Annotated in this window: 24 protein-coding genes and 1 riboswitch; of the genes, 13 read left to right on the forward strand and 11 right to left on the reverse strand. The window is 64.3% G+C overall.

Annotated elements, in window-relative coordinates; all coding sequences use genetic code 11:
• Positions 1-7: 7 nt before the first annotated feature.
• The 3 genes from HCR76_RS17005 to HCR76_RS17015 form a co-directional block, all read right to left on the reverse strand.
• Positions 8-1219, reverse strand: a complete 1212-nt coding sequence (locus HCR76_RS17005; RefSeq protein ID WP_166986439.1) for a trans-sulfuration enzyme family protein — start codon at positions 1217-1219, stop codon at positions 8-10.
• A gap of 149 nt (positions 1220-1368) precedes the next feature.
• Entirely contained in the window at positions 1369-1551 is a 183-nt protein-coding gene (locus tag HCR76_RS17010) for a PspC domain-containing protein (RefSeq protein WP_166983178.1), read from the reverse strand.
• A 137-nt stretch (positions 1552-1688) separates the two neighbouring features.
• Complete coding sequence (locus HCR76_RS17015) at positions 1689-2144, reverse strand: hypothetical protein (RefSeq protein ID WP_166986437.1); 456 nt, start codon at positions 2142-2144, stop codon at positions 1689-1691.
• A gap of 102 nt (positions 2145-2246) precedes the next feature.
• A riboswitch (SAM riboswitch) is annotated at positions 2247-2362 on the forward strand.
• A 27-nt stretch (positions 2363-2389) separates the two neighbouring features.
• Here HCR76_RS17015 and HCR76_RS17020 point away from each other — a divergent pair.
• Together HCR76_RS17020 and HCR76_RS17025 are read left to right on the forward strand one after the other, a co-directional pair.
• Positions 2390-2947: a hypothetical protein gene (locus tag HCR76_RS17020; protein WP_166986434.1), complete on the forward strand. Its 558-nt coding sequence runs from the start codon at positions 2390-2392 to the stop codon at positions 2945-2947.
• A 45-nt stretch (positions 2948-2992) separates the two neighbouring features.
• A complete protein-coding gene (locus HCR76_RS17025) occupies positions 2993-3880 on the forward strand; it encodes a DUF817 domain-containing protein (RefSeq protein ID WP_166986431.1) in 888 nt (295 codons plus the stop codon).
• A gap of 250 nt (positions 3881-4130) precedes the next feature.
• Here the strand turns inward: HCR76_RS17025 and HCR76_RS17030 are convergent, their stop codons facing one another.
• Entirely contained in the window at positions 4131-5309 is a 1179-nt protein-coding gene (locus HCR76_RS17030) for an FAD-dependent monooxygenase (protein ID WP_166986428.1), read from the reverse strand.
• Between the two features lie 80 nt (positions 5310-5389).
• Between HCR76_RS17030 and HCR76_RS17035 the strand changes: the two genes are divergently transcribed.
• The 5 genes from HCR76_RS17035 (at position 5390) to HCR76_RS17055 (ending at position 10185) form a co-directional block, all read left to right on the forward strand.
• Positions 5390-6088, forward strand: a complete 699-nt coding sequence (locus HCR76_RS17035) for a TetR/AcrR family transcriptional regulator (RefSeq protein WP_166986425.1) — start codon at positions 5390-5392, stop codon at positions 6086-6088.
• A 130-nt stretch (positions 6089-6218) separates the two neighbouring features.
• Complete coding sequence (locus HCR76_RS17040; RefSeq protein ID WP_166986422.1) at positions 6219-7400, forward strand: Gfo/Idh/MocA family protein; 1182 nt, start codon at positions 6219-6221, stop codon at positions 7398-7400.
• Positions 7401-7465: 65 nt separating this feature from the next.
• A complete protein-coding gene (tdh, locus tag HCR76_RS17045) occupies positions 7466-8509 on the forward strand; it encodes an L-threonine 3-dehydrogenase (RefSeq protein WP_166986419.1) in 1044 nt (347 codons plus the stop codon).
• Positions 8509-9705, forward strand: coding sequence for a glycine C-acetyltransferase (locus tag HCR76_RS17050; protein ID WP_166986416.1), 1197 nt, complete (start codon positions 8509-8511; stop codon positions 9703-9705). The genes tdh and HCR76_RS17050 overlap by 1 nt, the downstream gene beginning before the upstream one ends.
• Positions 9706-9768: 63 nt before the next feature.
• The gene (locus HCR76_RS17055) at positions 9769-10185 is read left to right on the forward strand and encodes a pilus assembly protein CpaE (protein ID WP_166986413.1); all 417 of its coding nucleotides are present in this window, start codon (positions 9769-9771) and stop codon (positions 10183-10185) included.
• A 12-nt stretch (positions 10186-10197) separates the two neighbouring features.
• Here the strand turns inward: HCR76_RS17055 and HCR76_RS17060 are convergent, their stop codons facing one another.
• Both HCR76_RS17060 and HCR76_RS17065 read right to left on the reverse strand, forming a co-directional pair.
• A complete protein-coding gene (locus HCR76_RS17060; protein WP_166986410.1) occupies positions 10198-11142 on the reverse strand; it encodes an NAD(P)/FAD-dependent oxidoreductase in 945 nt (314 codons plus the stop codon).
• A gap of 14 nt (positions 11143-11156) precedes the next feature.
• Positions 11157-12011 carry a class I SAM-dependent methyltransferase gene (locus HCR76_RS17065; RefSeq protein WP_166986407.1) on the reverse strand — a complete coding sequence of 285 codons (855 nt, stop codon included), beginning with the start codon at positions 12009-12011 and terminating at the stop codon, positions 11157-11159.
• 47 nt (positions 12012-12058) lie between these two features.
• Here HCR76_RS17065 and HCR76_RS17070 point away from each other — a divergent pair, with 47 nt between their 5' ends.
• Positions 12059-12634 (forward strand): helix-turn-helix domain-containing protein, encoded by a 576-nt coding sequence (locus HCR76_RS17070; protein WP_166986403.1) that lies wholly within the window; start codon positions 12059-12061, stop codon positions 12632-12634.
• 30 nt (positions 12635-12664) lie between these two features.
• On the opposite strand, the gene HCR76_RS17075 is transcribed toward HCR76_RS17070, so the two are convergent.
• Positions 12665-13423, reverse strand: a complete 759-nt coding sequence (locus tag HCR76_RS17075) for an SDR family NAD(P)-dependent oxidoreductase (protein ID WP_166986400.1) — start codon at positions 13421-13423, stop codon at positions 12665-12667.
• Positions 13424-13509: 86 nt separating this feature from the next.
• On the opposite strand from HCR76_RS17075, the gene HCR76_RS17080 reads away from it, so the two are divergent.
• Positions 13510-14106: a TetR/AcrR family transcriptional regulator gene (locus HCR76_RS17080; RefSeq protein WP_166986397.1), complete on the forward strand. Its 597-nt coding sequence runs from the start codon at positions 13510-13512 to the stop codon at positions 14104-14106.
• Positions 14107-14149: 43 nt separating this feature from the next.
• Here the strand turns inward: HCR76_RS17080 and HCR76_RS17085 are convergent, their stop codons facing one another.
• Complete coding sequence (locus tag HCR76_RS17085; protein WP_166986394.1) at positions 14150-15418, reverse strand: Nramp family divalent metal transporter; 1269 nt, start codon at positions 15416-15418, stop codon at positions 14150-14152.
• A 161-nt stretch (positions 15419-15579) separates the two neighbouring features.
• On the opposite strand from HCR76_RS17085, the gene HCR76_RS17090 reads away from it, so the two are divergent.
• The 3 genes from HCR76_RS17090 (at position 15580) to HCR76_RS17100 (ending at position 17831) form a co-directional block, all read left to right on the forward strand.
• Entirely contained in the window at positions 15580-16872 is a 1293-nt protein-coding gene (locus tag HCR76_RS17090; protein ID WP_166986391.1) for a hypothetical protein, read from the forward strand.
• Between the two features lie 86 nt (positions 16873-16958).
• Entirely contained in the window at positions 16959-17102 is a 144-nt protein-coding gene (locus HCR76_RS17095; RefSeq protein ID WP_166986388.1) for a hypothetical protein, read from the forward strand.
• Between the two features lie 36 nt (positions 17103-17138).
• A complete protein-coding gene (locus HCR76_RS17100; protein ID WP_166986385.1) occupies positions 17139-17831 on the forward strand; it encodes an NUDIX hydrolase in 693 nt (230 codons plus the stop codon).
• A 101-nt stretch (positions 17832-17932) separates the two neighbouring features.
• Here the strand turns inward: HCR76_RS17100 and HCR76_RS17105 are convergent, their stop codons facing one another.
• The 3 genes from HCR76_RS17105 to HCR76_RS17115 all read right to left on the reverse strand — a co-directional run bounded on the left by HCR76_RS17105 (position 17933) and on the right by HCR76_RS17115 (position 20154).
• Positions 17933-18772, reverse strand: a complete 840-nt coding sequence (locus HCR76_RS17105; RefSeq protein WP_166986382.1) for an SDR family NAD(P)-dependent oxidoreductase — start codon at positions 18770-18772, stop codon at positions 17933-17935.
• 64 nt (positions 18773-18836) lie between these two features.
• A complete protein-coding gene (locus HCR76_RS17110) occupies positions 18837-19367 on the reverse strand; it encodes a GNAT family N-acetyltransferase (RefSeq protein ID WP_235934539.1) in 531 nt (176 codons plus the stop codon).
• Between the two features lie 22 nt (positions 19368-19389).
• Positions 19390-20154 (reverse strand): TetR/AcrR family transcriptional regulator, encoded by a 765-nt coding sequence (locus HCR76_RS17115; protein ID WP_244971434.1) that lies wholly within the window; start codon positions 20152-20154, stop codon positions 19390-19392.
• Between the two features lie 126 nt (positions 20155-20280).
• Between HCR76_RS17115 and HCR76_RS17120 the strand changes: the two genes are divergently transcribed.
• The gene (locus HCR76_RS17120) at positions 20281-21216 is read left to right on the forward strand and encodes an NAD-dependent epimerase/dehydratase family protein (protein ID WP_166986379.1); all 936 of its coding nucleotides are present in this window, start codon (positions 20281-20283) and stop codon (positions 21214-21216) included.
• Positions 21217-21326 lie beyond the last annotated feature (110 nt).

Genomic DNA, 21326 nt, shown 5'->3' on the forward strand with positions numbered 1-21326 from the left:
GCGCTGCTCAGCGCGGGCCGAAGGTCGCGTCAAGCGCAGCATCCAGATCGGCAATGATGTCTGCCGGGTCTTCCAGACCAACCGAGAAACGCAGGTGGCCGAACTTCTTGAACTCAGCAGGATAGTGCTGCACCCGCGGACCCGCCGTTCCCACGTGCACAATGAGCGACTCGTCATGACCGAGCGAAACAGCGGATGTGACAAGGCGCAGATTCGCGACGAAGCGGTTCTGCGTGTCGGGGTCTCCGTCGACGGCGAACGCCATCATGCCGCCGAAGCCACGCCCGCTGAACTGCCGCGTCGCCACCTCGTGTTGCGGGTGCGAAGCAAGCCCGGGGTAGGCGACGTAGGCGACGCGCGGGTCAGCCTCAAGATGGGCGGCTACCTGCTCAGCGCTCGCGAGATGCTGCCGCAGCCGCAGGGGCAGCGTGACCGAGCCACGCATGATGAGCCACGCGTTGAACGGAGAGATTGTGCCACCCACGTCGACCATGGCCTCTGCCTTGATCGCCCCGACGAGATCGGCACGGCCGATGACCGCACCGCCCATCGCATCACCGTGCCCATTGATGTACTTCGTCAGCGAGTGCACGACGAGGTCGGCGCCGTCGGCGAGCGGCCGGTAGAGCGGCGGCGGTGTGAACGTCGAGTCGACGGTGAGCAGCGCGCCCGCATTGTGGGCAACGGCGGCCACGGCGGCGATGTCAGTGACCTTCGTCGTCGGGTTGCCGATCGCCTCAACGTGCACCAGCTTCGTAGTCGGGCGCATCGCTGCGGCGACAGCATCCGGGTCACTCGTGTCGACGAATGTCGCCTCGATGCCGTACTTCACCGGCAGCAGATCTGTGAAGAGCTTCCAGATCGCCTCATACGTCACGTCGCCGACAACGACATGGTCGCCGCTCTTCAGGAGCGTGAAGAACACGGCGTGCAGCGCGGCGACTCCCGAGGCCAGCACGACGGCGTCGTCACCGCCCTCGAGAATCGCGAGCTTCGACTGCAACGCCTCTTGATTGGTGCCGGTGTTGCGTGTGTACGTCTTGGTGTCGGTGTTCGACCAACTGAGACTCGACGGGTCTTCGGGCAGCGCGTACGAGTTCGCCATGACAATCGGCGTTCGAATGGCGCCGGAGCCCGCATCAACCGCGTTTCCCGAGTGCACAGCCTGCGTGGCGAAAGACAGTGTCGAGGGGTCGTGTGCGTCAGGTCGCGTCGTCATACCTCCACGCTACGACGGGTGCGGCGTCATGGCGCCGCTGTTACGGCATATGGATGCTGGCGGACGCCGTAGCGGGCGTTCATATGTCACAAAGTGCGCGCGGCTGACGCCAGGAACGCAGACTCTGTCACATGAACCGCCACGGCGCATCACCGCTCGCTCGGCACCACAATCCACATCACGATGTAGATGATGAACTGCGGCCCCGGAATGAGACAGCTCAGAATGGCCAGCAGTCGAACGACGTTGGGACTCATGTTGAAGCGAAGGGCGAGCGCAGCACACACGCCAGCGATGACGCGGCCGCGGCGAGGACGATATAAGGAGTTCATGACTCCATAGTGCGTCGCGGAACGCAGCTTGTCACCCGATTTCGCCCGGAATCACCCCTGAGAGGGAGCAGGTTGATACTGGAGTCGGAGACGGCGTGCTCCATTGTGCACACTGACGCTTCGCCACGGGTTCCCTCCTACAGAAGAACGAGAATGACAGCAGCGATACCGCACAGCACCCCCGCCGCCGCAGGCCACCAGGTCGTAGCGTTGACAGCGCGTATGATCGGAATCTTGTGCGCGACATCTCCAATTACACCGGTGGGAATCGGAAATATCACGGCATCCCATACGACGCGGAGATTCCTCAACTGCCCAGCCGAGAAAGGCTGTGTTGCCGCGAAATCGCGGTCCGCCACCAGCCGGTGCAGGTGGCGCCGATACCACCAGACCGTGCCGTACATCTCAAGAAAATAGCCGCCGAGCAGCATAAACCACCCTCCGACCGGGATCATCACTGCTTCGCCCAGCTGAGTCGCCACCCAGAGGCCCGCACCGATAAGCGCGAGAGCGAACGGAAGCCAGCAGGCGAAGAAGATCACATTCGCTCTCGTGGTCTGCCGCCGATAATAGCCCAAGGTTGACTCAGTCATTGGTCAAGTCTGACGCACCCGACAACTCCCATCTACGTCAGCCGTGCGCACCTTCGAAATATTCGCCATGCTGCGGGCTGACAGGACTATTCTGACAATCAGGTTCACGAGATGCAGCTATCGGTACCTGGCCGGCTGCACGGCAACCCTGTCCATCGACTGGGGTGCCCCGGGGGAAGAACCGGCGCCACAGCACCTGCGCGGCGCAAGTCGATGGAGGCACAGGCCTCTGGAAGGCAGGCATCATGCACACCACGGCACCACTGTGGCTCACGTCGCTCACAAGGTCTGAAGCGCGACCGCGGTCAGCAGACGAGTTGGCATACCGAGGACCGACAGCGCCGCTGCGCATCGTCGTGCTCGACGGCACGCCCACAACTGAGGTCTTCGACGTTGCGGCGGCGCCGCACGAGATCGCGATTGCTGAGCAGCACGAGTGGGCTGCGGCGTTCGCGGAACTGCCTCCGCGTGTGGTCGGCATCTTTGAGCGTCGCGCGGCAGACCAGTGCCTCGCCGATAAAGCGCCGCTGCCCAGCTGGGTGCAGCGCGACATCGTCGAGTGGACGGATGCCGGTTTCACGCCGTCGCTCTACCGCGACCTGGTCTCTGCGCTTCGCGAGCTGGAACAGCATCCGTCTCACCCGTCACGTGATACCGATCCCGCGGCGCACCACCGGCTTCGCGCCTCACACTGGGCCGAATGGGCGCAGCTCGTCGCTGGCGACGCTGACCCTGTCATCGAAGCCCAGGTCGTGCTCGACGGTCTTCGCCCCGTTGCAGTGCGCCGTTCCGCAGCATCCTGACGCTTCACCGGCAGTCATTCAGCAAACCGGCTCTACGCTGACGGCATGGCGCTGCGCCCCGACCTGACCGCACTCGAGCGACGTATCGACGACGCCGCGAATCGACTTCTCGAGCGCGCTCCCGACAACCGGCTGTGGGGCGCTCTCGTCGAGTTTCTGGTGTTCGGCGCGAAGCAGGCGTGGGCGTGCATCTTCGGCGGGGCCCTGCTTGCCGCGATTCTCGTGGCGCGGCTGGTCTACCCCGACGACGCGTGGCTCGCCCGCAATGACGCCCTCACGATTGCCGCCATCGTGATTCAGGTGGTGATGGTGTGGACGGGCCTCGAGACGTGGCGCGAGCTTCGTGTGATCGTGCTGTTTCACGTCGTCGGCACGGCAATGGAGCTGTTCAAGACCGACGTCGGCTCGTGGGCGTACGACCCGGGCGGGGTGCTGCGCATTCTGAGCGTTCCGCTCTTCACCGGGTTCATGTATGGCGCCGTGGGCTCGTACATGGTGCGCGTCTATCGTCTCTTCGACCTGCGGTTCACGCGCTACCCGCCGATCTGGCTGACCGCTGTGATTGCGGCGGGCATCTACGTCAACTTCTTCTCGCACCACTACATCGTCGACCTGCGTTGGGTGCTGCTCGCCGCCGTGCTGCTGACGTTCGGCACGTGCACAATGCACTTCCGTGTATTCAGAAAAACACTCCGGATGCCGTTGGTCGTTGCCTTCGCACTTGTCGCGTTCTTCATCTGGGTCGCCGAGAACATCGGCACCTACTCGGGCGCGTGGCTCTACCCCGGGCAGGTCGACGGGTGGCACATGGTGTCGATCTCGAAGCTCGTGTCGTGGTTTCTGCTGATGATCATCTCGGTGGTGCTCGTCACGTGGGTCTATCCACCGCGGGGTCCGGATGCCGTCGGAACATCTCCTGCGCCAGCATCCTGACCTCTCGTGACTCGTGTGCGGTCGAGGCGGAGATCACCGCACTGAATGCCGCGCCGAGTGAGCGAGCGAGCGACGTTGCGTCACCGAGGTAGCCGTTCACCATGGCGCCGTCGCGAAGGATTATCAGCTGTCGCACCGCCGAATCAGCGAGATCTCGTTTCGGCTCCTCGCGGCATACGGTCGGCCGAGCTGACTGGTGTCTCCCGTTTTTTGAGGGGCGGCGTCGCGCGAGGTCTGCGTGAGCTGCCCCTCAGCACAGGTTGTACGTCGGAATTCGATCGTCAGTCGCGAAGCGGTCCGTCGCCCACAGCATCGACCGGTACATGAGAGGGTTCGTGAAAATCCGGTTTCGCATTCGGATACCTGCCGCTGAGCGAGGTGCGAGAAATGGCCCGGCGCTTCCGCTTCGTGCGGCCTTGGCCGGCTTGGCCATGCGACGGTTGTAGGCAGCGAATGCCGCCTCATGGTCCCCGCGGTGCGAGGCTAGCTCGCCCGCGAGAACGTACGCTCCGACGAGCGCCAGGCCCGTACCAAACCCACCAAGGGTGTTCGCGTACCCAGCGTCCCCGACGAGCGCGGACCTTCCCCTCGTGAACGAGCGCAATCGCGTGCGCGTCAACGCGTCGAGATAGAAATCGGATGCTGTTCGGCTCGCAGCCAGCGCCGCGGGCACGCGCCACCCCACATCGCTGAACGCCGCGTAGAGGAGGGCCCGCTGCGACTCCTCGTCACGGCGATCGTGCGCGGTGTTACGCGTGCTGAAGACAAACAGGCTCGGCGCTTTCTGCCCGCCAAGAAGTGCGAACCGGCCCGGTACGTTATAGCCGTAGGCAATACCCCGGTCGCCTCGGGTGGTTTCAAGGTCATCCAGCGGCGCACGTCCGCCGGCCACGGCGTAGCAATACCCGAGGTTCTCGACGAACCGCTCCTCCGGGCCAAAAGCCAGTCGTCGCACCGCTGAATGCACGCCGTCAGCACCCACAACGATGTCGAAGCGTTGACTCGAACTCTGCGCAAACGACACGTCAACCCCGTCGATCGTTTCGCGCAGTTCGACAATCTCATCGTCGAAAATGTACTCGGCAACGTTCTCTGAACTTCGATACAGGATGTGCGCGAGGTCTCCGCGCAGGATCTCCAGGTCTCCGCCAATGAACTCGCCGCCGATCACGGCCTTCACGCGATCCGTCTCGTCAACGATTCGCCAGTCCGTTCGCCCGGTCTCGTGCGCCATGAGCTCGCCCCACAGGCCCATACGATCAAGAATCTGGCGATGCGTTCGCCCCTTGAAGTCCACGGCCTGTCCACCAGGGCGGAGTTTGGCTGACTTTTCCACAACCGTGACGTCGAAGCCGTTGTGCCCGAGCCATCGCGCCAGGGCCGGCCCGGCGATGCTCGCTCCCGAGATCAGTACCCGCGTGATCGTCATGTCGATCTCCTTTGTTAATTGCGTCCGATAGACACAATACACAAACGCGTACACTGGACACAATTCATGAGGAGGATCGCATGACAGATCCGGATGCTGCGTCGAGAGCCGACGCGGCAGCGTTGCTGTGGGGCGCCCCAGGCGCAGTCGTGAAGCGCGGACCGAAGCCGCGATTCACGCTCGAGGCCGTTGTCGACGCGGCCCGTCAGATCGCCGACGAAGACGGACTCTCGCACGTCACGATGCAGAGCGTCGCCGATCGCCTCGGGGCGGCGAAGATGGCACTCTACCGCTACGTTCCCGGTCGAGCAGAGCTCGACGCCGTCATGCTCGACACGGCGTTCGGCAACCCTGATGGTCTCGATGCCGGCAGCTGGCGAGAAGCTCTCAGTGCGTGGACGCTCGCTCTCTATCACCGCGCCCTGCAGCATCCGTGGGTCGTCGAGCTCGCGGGCAGACCGCATACTCCCGGGCCCGCCGAGATCGGGTGGTACGAGGCGGGTCTTGAGGCGCTGTCATCGCTTCCGCTGGCGGAGGCCGACAAGCTCGACGCACTTGCCCTGTTGTCTGGCCATGCACTGTCGATGGCCCACCGGGCCGCGGATGCGCAGAACACGGAGGAGCTTCTCGCGGTCCGCCTCCACCCTCACCTCACGGCCAACGCCCACCGCTTTCCGCGCACCGCGGCCGCATTCGCCGCCTCCTCGTCAGGCGACCGCGGCCACGCCCTGCAGTTCGGAATCGACCGCATCATCGATGGGCTCGCGGCGCACGCCTGACGGGTGGCGCTAAACGCCTCCTCCCGCCAAACCCTCGCTTCGAATGAGCGAATCTTGCACTCCGCGGGTACCGATCACGAGAATCTGAGACGATCGCCTCACGAACCCACACCGCAAGGAGCCGCCACATATGGATCTCAGAATCGGCATCATCGGACTCGGCATGCGGGGGGCCGAACTCGCCCGCGACGCACACAGACCAGGCGGGGGCAGCCGGGTCGTCGCCGTGTGCGAGGTCACCGAGCGCGGGCGCGCGGCCGCAGCATCCGACTACCCCGATGCCGTCATCACCGACGATCTTGACGAGCTGCTCGCACAGAACCTCGACGCCGCGATGGTCTTCACGCCGGACGACGTGCACGCGCGCACCGCAATTCCCGCGCTCGAAGCGGGACTCGCCGTGTTCAGCGAGAAGCCACTCGCCACGAGCATTGCCGACTGCGACGCCATTCTCGAGGCAGCGCACCGCAACAAGAGCCGCCTCTACGTCGGCCACAACATGCGCCACATGCCGGTGATCACGCTCATGCGCGACATCATTTCGCGCGGCACGATCGGCGAGGTCAAGGCCGTGTGGTGCCGCCACTTCGTCGGCCACGGCGGGGACTACTACTTCAAGGACTGGCACGCAGAACGATCGAAGTCGGTAGGGATGCTGTTGCAGAAGGGCGCCCACGACATCGACGTGATCCACTGGCTCGCCGGCGGGTACAGCACTCACGTGCAGGCGATGGGAGCGCTCGCTGTGTACGGCGACGTGACCGATCGGCGCGACCGCAGCGGTGAGCTCATGGGCGATTGGTTCAGCCTCGACAACTGGCCGCCCACGGAACAGACCGGCTTGAACCCGGTGATCGACATCGAAGACGTCTCGCAGGTGAACATGCGGCTGCAGGGCGGTGTACTCGCCTCGTACGAGCAGTGCCACTTCACGCCCGACTATTGGCGCAACTACACGGTGATCGGAACGCACGGCCGACTCGAGAACTTTGGCGACGAATCGGGCTCGGAAGTCGGCGTCTGGACTCACCGGCTGCGCGGCTCCGGCTCGCCGGATGAGACGCACGTCGTTCCCGAGGCCGAGGGCGGGCACGGCGGCGCCGATTCGCTCATGATCGACGAGTTTCTGCGATTCGCACGCGACGGCGGGCCGACCACGACGTCGCCCGTCGCGGCACGCAATGCTGTTGCAGCTGGGGTGCTCGCAACGCAATCGATCCGCGGAAACGGCAGCACTGTTGCGATTCCACCCGTTGATACCGCGATTGCCGCATACTTCGATGCGGACGATGCCGCGCGAACGGCACAATAGCTGCGGGGCCTCACAAGCGCTCCGTGGCTGTACTCACCCCACAAGGGAAAGGAGCGAGGACGCCAATGAAGGCCCTCTATAAGTCCAGCGCCACCGCTGGATTCGACCTCGTCGACAGGCCAGAACCCGAGCCTGCACCAGACGAAGTGAAGATTCGCGTATTGCGCACCGGCATCTGCGGAACAGACCTGCACATTCTGCGCTGGGATGATTGGGCAGCATCCGCCGTCGCGCAACCACTCATTCCCGGCCACGAGTTCTGCGGTGAAGTCGTCGAAGTTGGTGAGATCGTCAAGGGCGTCGCCGTCGGTGACCTCGTCTCAGGTGAGGGCCACATCGTGTGCGGCGTCTGCCGCAACTGCCGCGCGGGCCGTCGGCAGATGTGCATTCGCACACAGGGCATCGGTGTGAACCGCGACGGCGCATTCGCCGAATACATCACCTTGCCCGGTTCGAATGTGTGGACGCACTCGAGCGACATCGACAAAGACGTCGCCGCCATCTTCGACCCGCTGGGAAACGCCGTTCACACAGCACTCTCATTCCCCGTCGTCGGCGAAGATGTGCTGATCACCGGCTGCGGACCGATCGGACTCATGGCCATCGCAATCGCCCGTCACATCGGTGCCCGCTTCATCGTCGCCACCGACGTGAGCGACGAGCGGCTGCGCCTCGCCGAGAAGATGGGCGCTACCCGCGCGATCAACCCCACGAGCGAATCGATCCACGACGCGTTCACCGAGCTCGACATGCACGAGGGGTTCGACGTGGGCTTCGAGATGAGCGGGGCTCCCGCCGCAATGCGCCAGATGGTCGACAACATCAACAACGGCGGACGAATCGCCATGCTCGGGCTGCCAAGCGAGCCCTTCTCCATTGACTGGGGCTCCGTCGTCACCCGGATGCTGACGCTGAAGGGCATCTACGGCCGGGAGATGTTCGATACGTGGAACGCGATGACGGCGATGCTGCAGAGCAGCGAAACTCTCGCGGCATCCATCGGCTCAATCGTCTCTGACCGTTTCGCCGCGCGCGATTGGCAGAGCGCCTTCGACACGGCGGCGCAGGCCGGCGGCGGCAAGGTGGTTATGGACTGGACGGAGATCTGATGTACACGTCATTCAAAGAGCATCTGGCAGCCGAGCTCGACGCAATCGACGACGCCGGGCTCACCAAACACGAGAACGGTATAGCGGGTGCACAGGGTGCACGGGTCTCTACTGACGGACGCGAGGTGTTGAACTTCTGCGCCAACAACTACCTCGGGCTGGCCGACGATGACACAGTGCGGGATGCCGCGCGCACGGCGCTCGACGACTGGGGATTCGGCATGGCGAGCGTGCGCTTCATCTGCGGCACCCAGACGCAGCACCTCGAGCTCGAGAAGCGCATGTCACAGTTTCTCGGCACCGAGGCGACGATTCTGTACTCATCGTGCTTCGACGCGAACGGTGGACTCTTCGAAGCACTTCTCGGCCCCGACGACGCCATCATCTCGGATGAGCTCAACCACGCGTCGATCATTGACGGCATCCGCCTCTGCAAGGCGCAGCGGTACCGTTACCGCAACCGCGACCTCGCCGATCTTGACGAACAGCTCCGGGCAGCATCCGGTGCCAGGTTTCGGGCGATCGTCACCGATGGTGTGTTCTCGATGGACGGATCGATTGCGCCGCTCGAAGGCATCTGCGATCTCGCAGAGAAGCACGGCGCACTCGTGATCGTCGACGACTCTCATGCGACGGGGTTCATCGGCGAGAACGGGCGCGGAACACCCGAGCTGTGCGGCGTCGAGAACCGCATCGACATCTACACGGGCACGTTCGGCAAGGCACTCGGCGGCGCGTCGGGCGGCTACGTTTCTGGCCACCGTGAGGTGGTGAAGATGCTGCGGCAGCGCTCACGCCCCTATCTCTTCTCCAACTCGCTCGCACCCTCGGTTGTGGCGGGAACTCTCGCCGCCCTCGAGCTGGTTCAGGATGCTGGTGAGCTGCGTTCCCAGCTGAAGGCGAACGCTGCGGAGTTCCGCTCGCTCATGACCGCTGCCGGGTTCGACCTCGTGCCTGGCGAGCATCCGATTATTCCCGTGATGCTCGGCGATGCGAAGCTCGCTGTCGACATGGCCGCGCACATGAACGCGGCGGGAATCTATGTGACGCCGTTCAGCTTTCCGGTCGTGCCGCGGGGCAAGGCGCGCATTCGCGTGCAGCTTTCTGCCGCACACACCAGCGAGCAGGTGCGCCGCTGCGTCGACGCGTTTGTCGCGGCTCGGGATGCTGCCGGGCGGGCTTCTGCTGACGCGTAGGACATCTACCTCGCCTTGTGCGCTGCATTCGGAGGGCACAGGAGTGCGTGCCAGACTGGGCAGATGATCTCCACTCCCCTCGCCCAGCGCCTGCGAGAGGCCGGGCTGACGTGGACGCCCGTGTCTGGCGACGCATTTCAGGTGGCCGGGCCCGAGTTTGAGGGCGACGTGTTCACCGTGAGCGACATGACCATTGAGGCGCACACCTACTCCACGGGAACGGTGCTCGGCTTCAACGGCACGACCGAGTGGGCTCTCGACTCAGTCGCGCTCAACGATGCCGTGTGGCTGCCGCGCGAAGACCAGCTGCGCGACATGCTGGGCAGTGCATTCGTGATGCTGGAGCGTGTGGATGCTGCCGCGGGCATCGAGTACGACGTCACTGTGACGGTGGACGGCGATTCAGTGATTTTCGTGAGCGAAGACCCCGCCGAGTCGTACGGCATGGCCCTGATCGCGCTGCTCGAGAGCCACCGCTGACCGCAAAGCTGCTCAGGCAGCCTTGCGCGCGGCGACTGCGGCCTGGGCATCGCTGAAGGCGAGGTCGGCGTTGATAGCTCCGCCCGCCATCGAGCCCTGTGCTGCTGATGCGGCAACGGCAGCCCCGAGATCGCTCACATTTCCAGCCGCCCAGACTCCGTCGACGGCGGTCTTGCCAGCGAAGTCCGACTCGACGAAGCTGCCCATCGGGTTGTCGCTGAGCGTTCCACCGAGCTGCTCGTAGACGTCGCTGCGGGCGACGAATCGCGGCGCAACAGTGAGTGCCTCGATCGCGAACTCATGGCCATCGTCCAGCACGACGGCTGCGAGCTCACCGTTCTCGGCACGCACCTCGCGAACGCGCCCCGAAACGACCTCGACGTCCAGTGCCGCAAGCGTGTCCCAATCGTCGTCCGAAAGCTCAGGCATGGTGTGTGTGAAAAGCGTGATGTGCTCGCTCAGCTGCCGGAACAGGATCACCTGGTGCATGCTCATGGGCGAGGTACCCAGCACGCCGATGCGCTGCCCCTTCACTTCCCAGCCGTGGCAGTACGGGCAGTGCAGCACGTGCGTTCCCCACAGCTCGGCGATTCCGGGAACATCGGGGAGTTCGTCGTGCAGTCCGGTGGCCATCAGGATGCGGCGTGCCCGCAGTTCTGCCCCGCCCGCGAGCGTCAGAGCGAAGTTCTCGCCATCACGTCGCACCGCGGCGACGCTGTCTGACAGCATCCGCGCACCGTAACCCTCTGCTTCGGCCCGGCCGAGCGCGACGAGTTCAAACGGCGCGATGCTCTCGCGACCCAGCAGGTTGTGCACACCCTCGGCCGGTGCGTTGCGCGGCTCACCCGCGTCGATCACCACGACGTCGCGTAGCGAACGGGCAAGCGTGACAGCTGCGCTCAATCCCGCAGCTCCTCCTCCGACGATGGCTACATCGTGCAGTGTGTTCTCAGTCATAGTCGTACTCCTTCTCAGTTCTGTTGGTCAGCGGCAGGGGCCCGCCGTGCAAGCAGCGCCGTGCGTGAGCCGCGAATCGTTGTGGCGATGCGCGCGAGTTCGGCGTCATCATCGAGCAGCGCGGTCAGCACTGCCAGGTCGACGCCGGTCAGTCGATCGACGAGAGCCCCACGCATCTTGGCGAGCCACGCATGCGCGTATGGTGTGATGGTCGGCGCGCTTGCCTGCGTTATGAGCTGTCGACGCTCGAGCATGGTGAATCCCGCGGCCGCGATGTTCGACTCCCAGTCGTGCTGCGCGTTCCAGCCGAGGGCGGTGAGCTCCGCGTGCAGGCGGAGCTCGAGTCCGGGTGCTTCGGGCGGAAACTCGGCCGGCAGAAAGCTCGGCAGCACGTCCATCTCAATGGCAACAAGAAGCCCTCCGGGTCGGAGCGCCTCGAAGGCGTCGCGCAGCACGCGATCTGGATCGCTCAGTTCGTGCAGCGACGACGATGCCCACACCAGGTCGGCCCCGGCTGCGGCATCCGGCCATGACGCGTTAAGGTCGCACTCGACGGTGCGCACCCACTGCTCAAGTCCGGCAGCGGTCGCGCTGTCGGTGACATGGTCGAGCATGGTGCGGGAGGCGTCAACGGCCAGAACGGATGCTGCGGAAAAGCGCCGCGCGAGGGCGAACGTGCCCACGCCGGTGCCGGCCCCGAGGTCGACGATCTGCTCCGGCTCGCCGTCGACATGTTCACTGATCCAGACGGAAGCGTCGTCGAGGTAGCCGCCCGCCACAGCGGCATCGCGCTCGAGCAGCTCGGCGAGAGCAGCCGGATGTTCGTGGTGCGACGCAAGCGAGTGTTCGAGCGCGGTGTGGTGTGACATGCATTCATCGTAGACACGTCGTGCGCCAGTAGCATACACTCTTGCGTATGAAGCAAGATTTTCCACGTGAACCCGATGTCGACGTGCTGATCCGACGACGCATCCGCGGACTCAGAGTTGCCCGCGGCTGGTCCCTCGACACCCTGGCTGCGCGCTGCTTTCTGAGCCCGTCTACGTTGAGCCGCATCGAGACCGGACATCGTCGCATCGCCATCGACCAGCTCGTCACGCTCGCACGTGCACTCGGAACCTCCCTCGATGAACTCGTGGAGGCGCCCGACACCAACGACGTCGTGATTCGTCCCGAGCCAGAAGAGACTCCGGGTAAAACCACCTGGGTGCTTTCCCGCGAATCGCAGGGAGTGACTGTCGCAAAGATGCGCATTACTCCCGAATTCGATCCGGGTGACGAACCACGTGTGCACCCGGGGAGCGACTGGTTCACTGTGCTTGAGGGCACAGCCCATCTGCGCATCGGCGATCACACGCACATCGTCAAGACGGGCCAGGCGGCAGAGTTCTCAACCATGATCCCCCACGCGATCACGGCGCCAGACGGGCCCATCGAAATTCTCACGATATTCGACAGAGACGGCGAGCGAGCGCATCTGCACGAGCACTAGAGGCGCGCCCCTTTCGAGAGCGATGGCCCGCTACCAGGGAACGCGCGTGCCGTCCCACGACCAGAGCGCTGCGGTCGGGCCATCGTCGGGGAGCAGTGCGAGTCGCACCACTCCGGTCGCAGCCTCGGCAGGGTCGCCGCCGCCTGTTGCGCCGATAACAAGGTTCGTTTGGCGTCGGCCCGGCGCGAGCGCGTTCACCTTGAACTCGGTGCCCAGCGCCTGAGCGGTGAGGAGAGTGACGGCGTTGACCGCGGTCTTCGAGCTTCGGTACGCGATGCCGCTGCCCTGCACACGCTTCCAGTCGAATTGCGGATTCGCACCGCTGTTCCAGACCAGTGAACCCGTGCCGCTCGAAACGTTGACGATACGAGGGTGCGCTGAGCGACCCAGTGCCGGAAGCAGTGCCTGAGTCACAGCGATGAGACCGAAGACGTTCGTCTCGTAGGCGACGCGCAGCTGCTCGATGTCGGTGCGCGTGATGTCTTCGCCGCCGGGATTCACTCCCGCGTTGTTGATGAGAATGTCGAGCTCGCCGATCTGCGTCGCTGCCTCGGCAACCGATGCCGCGTCGGTCACATCCAATTGAACGACTCTCACGCTCGAGCCAAGTTCCGCTGCTGCCCTCTTCCCCTTGTCGATGTTGCGCGCCCCGATCCAGACGGCAACGCCGCGGTCGTGCAACTGTCGCGCGACGTCGAATCCGATGCCGCTGTTTCCTCCGGTCACCAGTGCCACCTGGCGTGATTCGGGTGTCGTGATTCCCGCAGGGAGACGATCAATCTGCGTCATAGTTATTCTCCAACTCCAACGATGTAGTTGGTTACTCTACGCTTTTCTCGCGTCGTTTCCAACCCTTAAGTTGGTAACTTAGGTTCATGGCTTGGGACACGGAAGGAACGCGCCGCCGGCTGCGCGATGCCGCATTGGTTGAGTTTGCCGCACGAGGCTTCGACGGCACGACAGTCGCGTCGATCGCAGACCGTTCCGGCGTGAACAAGGAACGTCTCTACAGCTACTTCGGCGACAAGAAAGCCCTGTGGGAGCTCGTTTTGGCGACCGAGCTCGAGCGGCTGGCCTCCTCCGTCGGGCTTGCGGGCGTGGGCTTAGACGACATCGGGGAGTTCGCCGGGGCAACGTTCGACTATCACGCGGCGCATCCCCAGTTGGGTCGTCTGCTGCAGTGGGAGGGCTTGCAGGGCGGGCCGCCCGCCGATGCGGCACCACGCACCACGCACTACCGAGAAAAGGTCGAACGCTTCGCGGCAGCCCAGCGCGAGGGCATTCTCGATGACGGCCTCGACCCCGCTCATCTCGTGTTCGCTCTCATCGCCCTTGCCGCTTGGTGGCAGACCGTTCCGCAGCTCGCCGAAATGATCACCGGCGCGGGCACGAACGACAAACACGAGCGCACGCGTCGCCGCCAGTTCGTCGTCGAAGCAGCACGGCGCATCGCGTCGCCATCTCGCACCTGACCAGGATGCTGTCGCGCCGCGTGCGCGACAGCATCCTGATTCTCTAACTGAAAAGACCGCTGATGATGTCGGCGAGCTTGTACATCGCCAGACAGATGAACAGAACGGCTGTGATCACGAGCAACGCGTTCGTGTACCACCGGTTGCGCCACTGTTTCGGCACGCGATCGGTGTTGAGCAGCGGCAAGAGCGTGATCGCAAGGAACGGCAGGAAGAGCGCTCCGAGCACGCCGTAGGCAATGACCAGAGCGATTGGTTTGCCGATGAGCAACAGCAGCATGGGCGGGAAGGTCAGCCACAGCATGTAGAAGCGGAAGTACTTGCCGTTCTCCCGCGAGTCGGGATGATCGCTGCTCTTGCCCCGAACGTTCCCCCAGAAGTCGGCGAACATCAGCGAGACGCCGTTCCACACGCCGATGAGCGATGAGAATGACGCGGCGAAGAATCCGACGAGGAATGCCGTTCCGATGACCTGTCCGTACTTGTCACTGAGCACGTCGGTGAGCTGCAGCAGACCCTTGGAGTCGGAACTCAGCGTCACCCCCGCTTCGGCGACGACCGTGGCACCGACGATGAACATCGAGATGACGAAGATGCCGGTGATGACGTATGCCATCGTGTTGTCGATGCGCATCACGCGCATCCACGACGGTTGGGCCCAGCCTTTCTCGCGCAGCCAGTATCCGTACGCGACGAGTGTGATGGTGCCGCCGATTCCGCCGGCCATCGCCAGCGTGTAGAGCACAGACCCCTCGGGAAGCCGCGGCACCAGCCCCGAGAGAAGGTCAAGGAGGTTCGGCGCCGCGATGATGGCGAGCCCGACGATGATCACGAACATGACCCCGACGAGAACCGCGGTGATCTTTTCGAAAACGGAGTACCGGTTGAACCACACAAGAACGAGGCCGAGCAGCCCGGTTCCGATCGCGAAGACGTTCAGCGGCACGGCGGGGAAGAGCGCCGCGAGCGGGAGCGCGGTGGTCACCATCGCCGTCGCCCCGTATATGAATCCCCAGATAATGATGTACGGCGCGAAGTACCAAACCGGCCAACGCCCCAGGGTGCGCCATCCTTCGAAGATCGTCTTTCCCGACGCGAGAACGTACCGCCCCGCGCCCTCGACGAGCACGATCTTCAGGATCACGCCGACGATGATCGCCCAGAGCAGTGTGAACCCAAACATTGACCCGGCGACGAGCGTTGACACCATGTCGGCAGCGCCAACGCCGGTTGCCGCGACGACGAGGCCCGGTCCGATGATCTTCCATTTCTTACGCGGTTCCTCGGTGAGACTCTGGGCATCTTCCGTCATCGGCGCTGTCCCCTCTTCATGCGCATCATTGCGCCATGCGTGTGCATCGCAATTTCACACTAAACCCGCACGGTCGCCCGGCGTGGAATTGTCTACAGGCCTGCACATCACCGGTTGTAATGTTGGCGATAGATCTTCCGCTTCGCCTCGAGGACGTCACAATGGTTCGCATCGACCGCAACCCGGCACTCGCCAGTCTGCGATTCATTCTCATCACCGTCACCGGTGTGAGCTTTCTGTTTGCCGGCGTGGTATCGGCGCTGTTTGACGGCCCGTTTCGGTACGTCTTGGGATACCTCCTGATCTACGCCGTCTTCATCGGGCTGATTTTCGGCATCGTCGCGCTGCGGTATCGCGGGCTGAGCTGGGATTCCGACAAACAGACCGCGCGCTTCGGCAAACACGTGGTACCCCTCGAGAGCATCACTGAAGCGTGGCGCACGATGTCGGACACTCGGGGAAGCGCCGCATATCTGACGTACCGTTTCATCTCCACCACCGGGCATTCGGTTCGCGTGCTCATCGTGGGCACTCCACTCAAGGGGCTCACCGAGACTGGGCTTGTCGAGCTTGAACGCTTCGTCACCGCCATTCCGATCGACGACGGTTCGCACAGTGATGGGCAGCTCACTGAAGCGCAGCACGTGCTGATCGACTCGATAACGCCAGACGGCGGCACGTCGCGGGTGGGTCGTGCACCTCTGCTTCACGAACTCCGTGAACGTCGTGGTGTCGACTCTCTCCGTTCGGCTGTTCCCGACCAGAAGCCCGAGGCGCAACCGCACCCGGCCTCGGATGCTCGCTTGCACGCCGCCCAAGCAGCAGACGACTCAAGCGCCCGCCAGTACCTCGTCGCCCACCGTCCGCGCGGTGCACAACGCGCACGACGAATGCTTTTCTCCCTGATCTCCATCGTGGTTGTCGTGGCCTGTGTCACAATCGCCGTTGCCGTCGTTCTCGAAACGATTCGCGGGTCCCAGCTCGACTCTGGCACAAACGCCGTCATCGGCAGCGTCGTCGGGTCGTCGCTGTTCGCTGGGGTTGTTCTCTACGCTGGTTGGTGCATTGCCGCCGATCGCGATGTTCGCGGTCTCCGCAACACGGCGAAGGCGTGGCTGAACTCCCGTGATGCGACTCGGCGTGAACGCGGCCTTGCACTGCCGCTGTTCGCCGGGTGGAACGAGCCGGCGCCCGGGGCTCGCCTGCGCAATTTGCTCTCGTTCGCATCGGCGATGATTGGCATGACGGGCGTTGTCTCGGGCCCGGTCCTGATCGTGCAGAGCTACAGCCTGCTGTCAGCTGCCATCGCTTTCGGGGTTGGCCTCGTGTTCTCGGCGTTGGCAATCATGGGGTACGTCAAGAGCCATCGTGAACGTCGAGCAAGCGCGCGTGAACTCATTGTGCTCGCCGGCCCTCGACTACTACCGTCCGGTGAAGCTGAGACGCTGCCCTGAGTCACCGCGCATCGTAGGCAGGACTCCCGGCGCAGCGTATGGTTGCCACACGGGGCCACTCGGGCTCCCCATCAAGGGAGCAGACAATGTCTGACAAATCACCCAAGAAAAATGGCCAGAAAACCGCCGCCACCCGCACTCTCAAAGAGAAGCGCGCCGATAAGAAGGCAAAGGTCGGCGATCGCGCTCAGAGCGACATCGTCGACGCAGTGCGCAGCAAGAAGCGGTAGTCGAAAGCTGCAGCCTGCGAGCATAAGCTAGGCGGCATGGCCCCTGACAGCCGCCGACTTCGCAACGCGCTCTCGATTCGTGAGCAGCTGGGTTCGCTGTGCACGCGCGACGTCGACTGGCAGCGCGGGTTTCCGCCTGCGCCCAACGATGGTGTGCGGCCCGCCGCCGTGCTGATTCTCTTCGGCGTGCTCGATGACGCCCCCGCGAGCGACGACAGCGGGCATGTCCCGACAGATCTTGACGTTTTGCTTCAACGCCGCTCCGCTACTCTGCGCTCGCATCCGAGCCAGATCTCCTTTCCCGGCGGTCGCCTCGAGCCGCAAGACGAGGATGCCGTGGCAGCCGCCGTGCGCGAGGCGCGAGAAGAAACGGGACTCGACCCCGCAGGCGTCGACGTTATCGGAACTCTGCCCAACGTTCCCCTTCCCGTGAGCAACCACACGGTCACTCCGGTGCTCGGCTGGTGGCAGCATCCGTCTCGCGTTGCCGCCGTCGATCATGCCGAGACCGTTGACGTGTTTCGCGTGCCCGTTGCCGATCTGCTCGACCCCGCGAACCGCGTAACATCGGTGCGCCGCTACGGACGCCGCACATTCCGCGCCCCAGCGTTCACCCTCGCGCAGTCCGACACTCTGCTGTGGGGCTTCACCGCAATGGTGCTGTCGCGGCTGTTCGACGAACTCGACTGGACAGAACCGTGGGACGCCGCGCGCGAACTGGAGGTGTGATCGGGTTCAACGATTCGGACTTCTGACGCGACACGCCGCCCACGCCGGAGACACGCCGCATAGCGACGCAGAGTACCGAATGCCCGCACCAACACCCCCGATCAGCTTCCGTCGAGCGCGATGATCCGCGCGAGTGGCCCAACGCTCAGGCCGCCATCGACGGGCAGCGTGACGCCGGTGATCCACGACGCATCCTGCGACGCCAGAAATGCCACGGCGGCGGCGATCTCGTCTGGCTGGCCCGCTCGCCCCATCGCGGTGAGGGCACCGAACTCCCGCATGTCTCGCTCGCCCTCTGCACCGCGTTCCGTCCACACCCGGGTTGCCGTCGTTCCGGGAGCAACGGCGTTGAACCGCACCCAGCCGCTGTCGGCACCCACAGCCCCCGTGGCGTTCGCCCCGTACTCGGCCGCGAGGTTCTTCATGGCGTTGATCACCCCGGCCTTCGCCGCCGAATAGGCGACGCCGCCACACGCAATGAGCCCGTTCACCGAGCTCGTCGCCACGACGGCTCCTCCGCCCGGTGCATCCAGTAGGTGGGGCAGCGCCGCGCGAATCACCCGCATCGAGCCCGAGAGCGTTGGGTCGATCTGCCGCTCCCACTCCGCATCGTCTGTGTCGGCGAAGCTGACAGTGCTCGCGACTCCAACGTTGCTCACGAGCACATCAAGGCTTTCGCACAGCTGCACCGTCTCGGCCACGGCGTGCTCGACGGAGCCGCGATCGGTCACGTCGCACTCCACGGCGTGCGCGACTCGCTCGCGGCTCGCGCTCGGTGTGCCGAGATCATTGATGGCCGACGCTGCGTCAGCGGCAGCATCCCTGTCGATGTCCCCGATAACCACGGTTGCGCCTTCGTCTGCCAGCCGCCGTGCGCACGCGAATCCGATACCGTTTGCGCCGCCCGTGATCAGCGCCGCTCTACCCTCGAACCGCTTCATGCAACCTCCTCGTCACGCGATGTTCTCAGAGTGCCACACCAACCGACTGCAGCGCACAGGATTTTCAGCTGGGCCGTCGCACCGCAAACAGCTCGCACACGGTGTCGTAGTAGGCGTCGCTCTGCCCCAGATGCGTCATGCCGATGCGGCGGCACACCGCCATCGACGCGGCGTTCTTGGGGTTCGTCACGGCAACGATTCGCTCGAGTCCGGCCTCCCACGCGTGGTCGAGCACTCGTCGCGCCGCCTCACTCGCAAAGCCGTGACCCCAGGCGTCCGGGTGAAAATGCCAGCCGATCTCGGTGTCGCCCGACGGCAGGTCGCCCGTGCCCGACGCGGGAATCGATTTGAGAAGCAGCGCGCCGAGCAGCTGTTCATCGTCGGTGCGCTCCACTGCCCAGATGTGATGAACAGGATGCTGCAGCTCGCTCCAGCGCTCGAGCAGCTTCACCGCCTCGTCGCGTTCCTGCATCACCTCGCCGTGGCCGATGTAGCGCCGCACCTCACGCCGTGAATACATGTCGAACACGAAGTCGGCGTCGTGAGGCGCCCACGAACGCAGCGTTAAGCGGTCAGTCTCGAGATGGTGAAGCACACATCAATGTTTTCACACAGTGCTACGTGAGGCCGAGCAAGTCAGCGTAACGAAACATCACATGGTCGACATACGCTGCATTGTCGGTCACCGAACCAGCGGAGTGGCCGAAAAGCTCGAATGACAGCGTGCCGAAGAGCCCCGACCACGCCATGATCATCAACATCACGGCGTCGGAGTTTTCGGGTATCGCCGCTGCGAGCCCGTTGTTCGCAAGAATCTCCCGGGCACCCTCGACGGCATCGACGACGGGCACGCTGACGTGCGTCGGTGACGGCGCTGGAGCCCGCCCCGGGTCTGCCGTGTATGCGTCGGAGACGATGCGTGCGAGAAGCAGTGGAATGCGCGATGCAGGCCCGACGGTTTCGCTTGGCGCCGCATACCCGGGGACCGGGGTTCCGTATAGCAGCGCATAATCACCCGGATGCTCGAGGGCCCACTCCCGCGCGGAACGACCGACGGCCATCCATCGCTGAAGCGTATCTTCCCGGTCGATGACTTGTGCATCCGCCTGCCAGGCCGCGGCTCCGAGTTCGTTGTACGCCTCGACGAGCAGCGCAGTGAGCAGCTCGTCTCGGCTGGAGAAGTACCGATACACGGCCGATGACACCATGCCGACGTCGCGCGCGACGGCTCGCAGAGAGAGCTGGCTTGGGCCTTCGTCCCGAAGCCTTGTGCGGGCTGCCGTGAGGATCTCTTGCGTGATCTGCTGACGTGCCCGCGCTCGTGCCGTCGGAGGCAGCGCATTCGCCTCGGTACCCGCGGTCTCGCCGTTCTGTGTGCTCACACCCTCTACTGTGCATTACTTCGAGAGCACTGGCAACATTCGAGAGCACTGCTCTTGTTTTTGTCGTCACTTCATGTCAGGATGCTTGCGAGAGCACCGCTCTCTGTTTCTCGAAAGGACTTCTCCATGCGCAACCACCACCTCATCGTCGGAGCCGGCCCTGTCGGCCGCCACGTCGCCGAGCATCTCGTCGATGACGGCCACGATGTCGTCATCGCCACGCGTAGCGGCACCGACACTGGAATACCCGGCGTCGCGCATGTCGCGCTCGACGCTACAGATGCCGACGCTCTGACTCGCGCGGCATCCGGTGCGGCCGTTTTGTACAACTGCGCGAACCCGGGCAACTACACCGTGTGGGATCAGGTGTGGCCACTGCTCTCGGCCGCGCTGCTCTCGGCCGCTGAGCGCAGCGGCGCCGTCTACGCGATCACCGGCACGCTGTACCCCTACGGTCCCGTCGACGGTCCGATGCGCGAAGGGCTCGCCGATGCCGCGACCGACCACAAGGGCATGCTGCGCGCCCAAATGTGGGCAAACGCTCTCGCTGCACACAAGGCGGGCAGGGTACGCGCCGTCGAGGTGCGCGGCTCGGACTACGTTGGCGTGGGCATCGGAAACAACGGCCACATCTCACGGCACATTCCAGCAGCGCGACGCGGAAAGACCGCGTGGGTATTCGGCAGCGCCGATCTGCCCCATACATTCACCGATGTGCGCGACGTGGCCCGCACAATCACGGCCGCTGCGCTCGATGAGAGCAGCCACGGTCGCATCTGGCACGTTCCGAGCAATGAGGCACGCACTCAGCGCGAGGTGCTTAATGACGTGTTTCAGGCTGCGGGAATCTCCCCCGTGCCCGTTCGGAGCCTGCCCGGCTCGGTCGTGGCCGCGGCATCCATTGTTGCGCCGTTCATGCGGGAGCTGCGGCAGATGCGCTACCAGTGGGAGCGTCCATATGTTCTCGACGAGAGTGCCGCGCGCAGCCACTTCGGCATTGAGCCGACGCCGTGGAACGACGTGTGCATGAGAACGGCACAGCGTGAGGGCGCCCGCGCCTGACAGCTCCTGAAGCGGATGCGTCATGCGTGCGTGCGCGTCCGCAACGTCCCAGCTGACCGCAGCATCCATCATTCGTTCAGGCTTACGATGTTGCATAGCGTGACAGGCAT

This window comes from Paramicrobacterium chengjingii, from assembly GCF_011751765.2.
Classification (GTDB): Bacteria; Actinomycetota; Actinomycetes; order Actinomycetales; family Microbacteriaceae; genus Paramicrobacterium; species Paramicrobacterium chengjingii.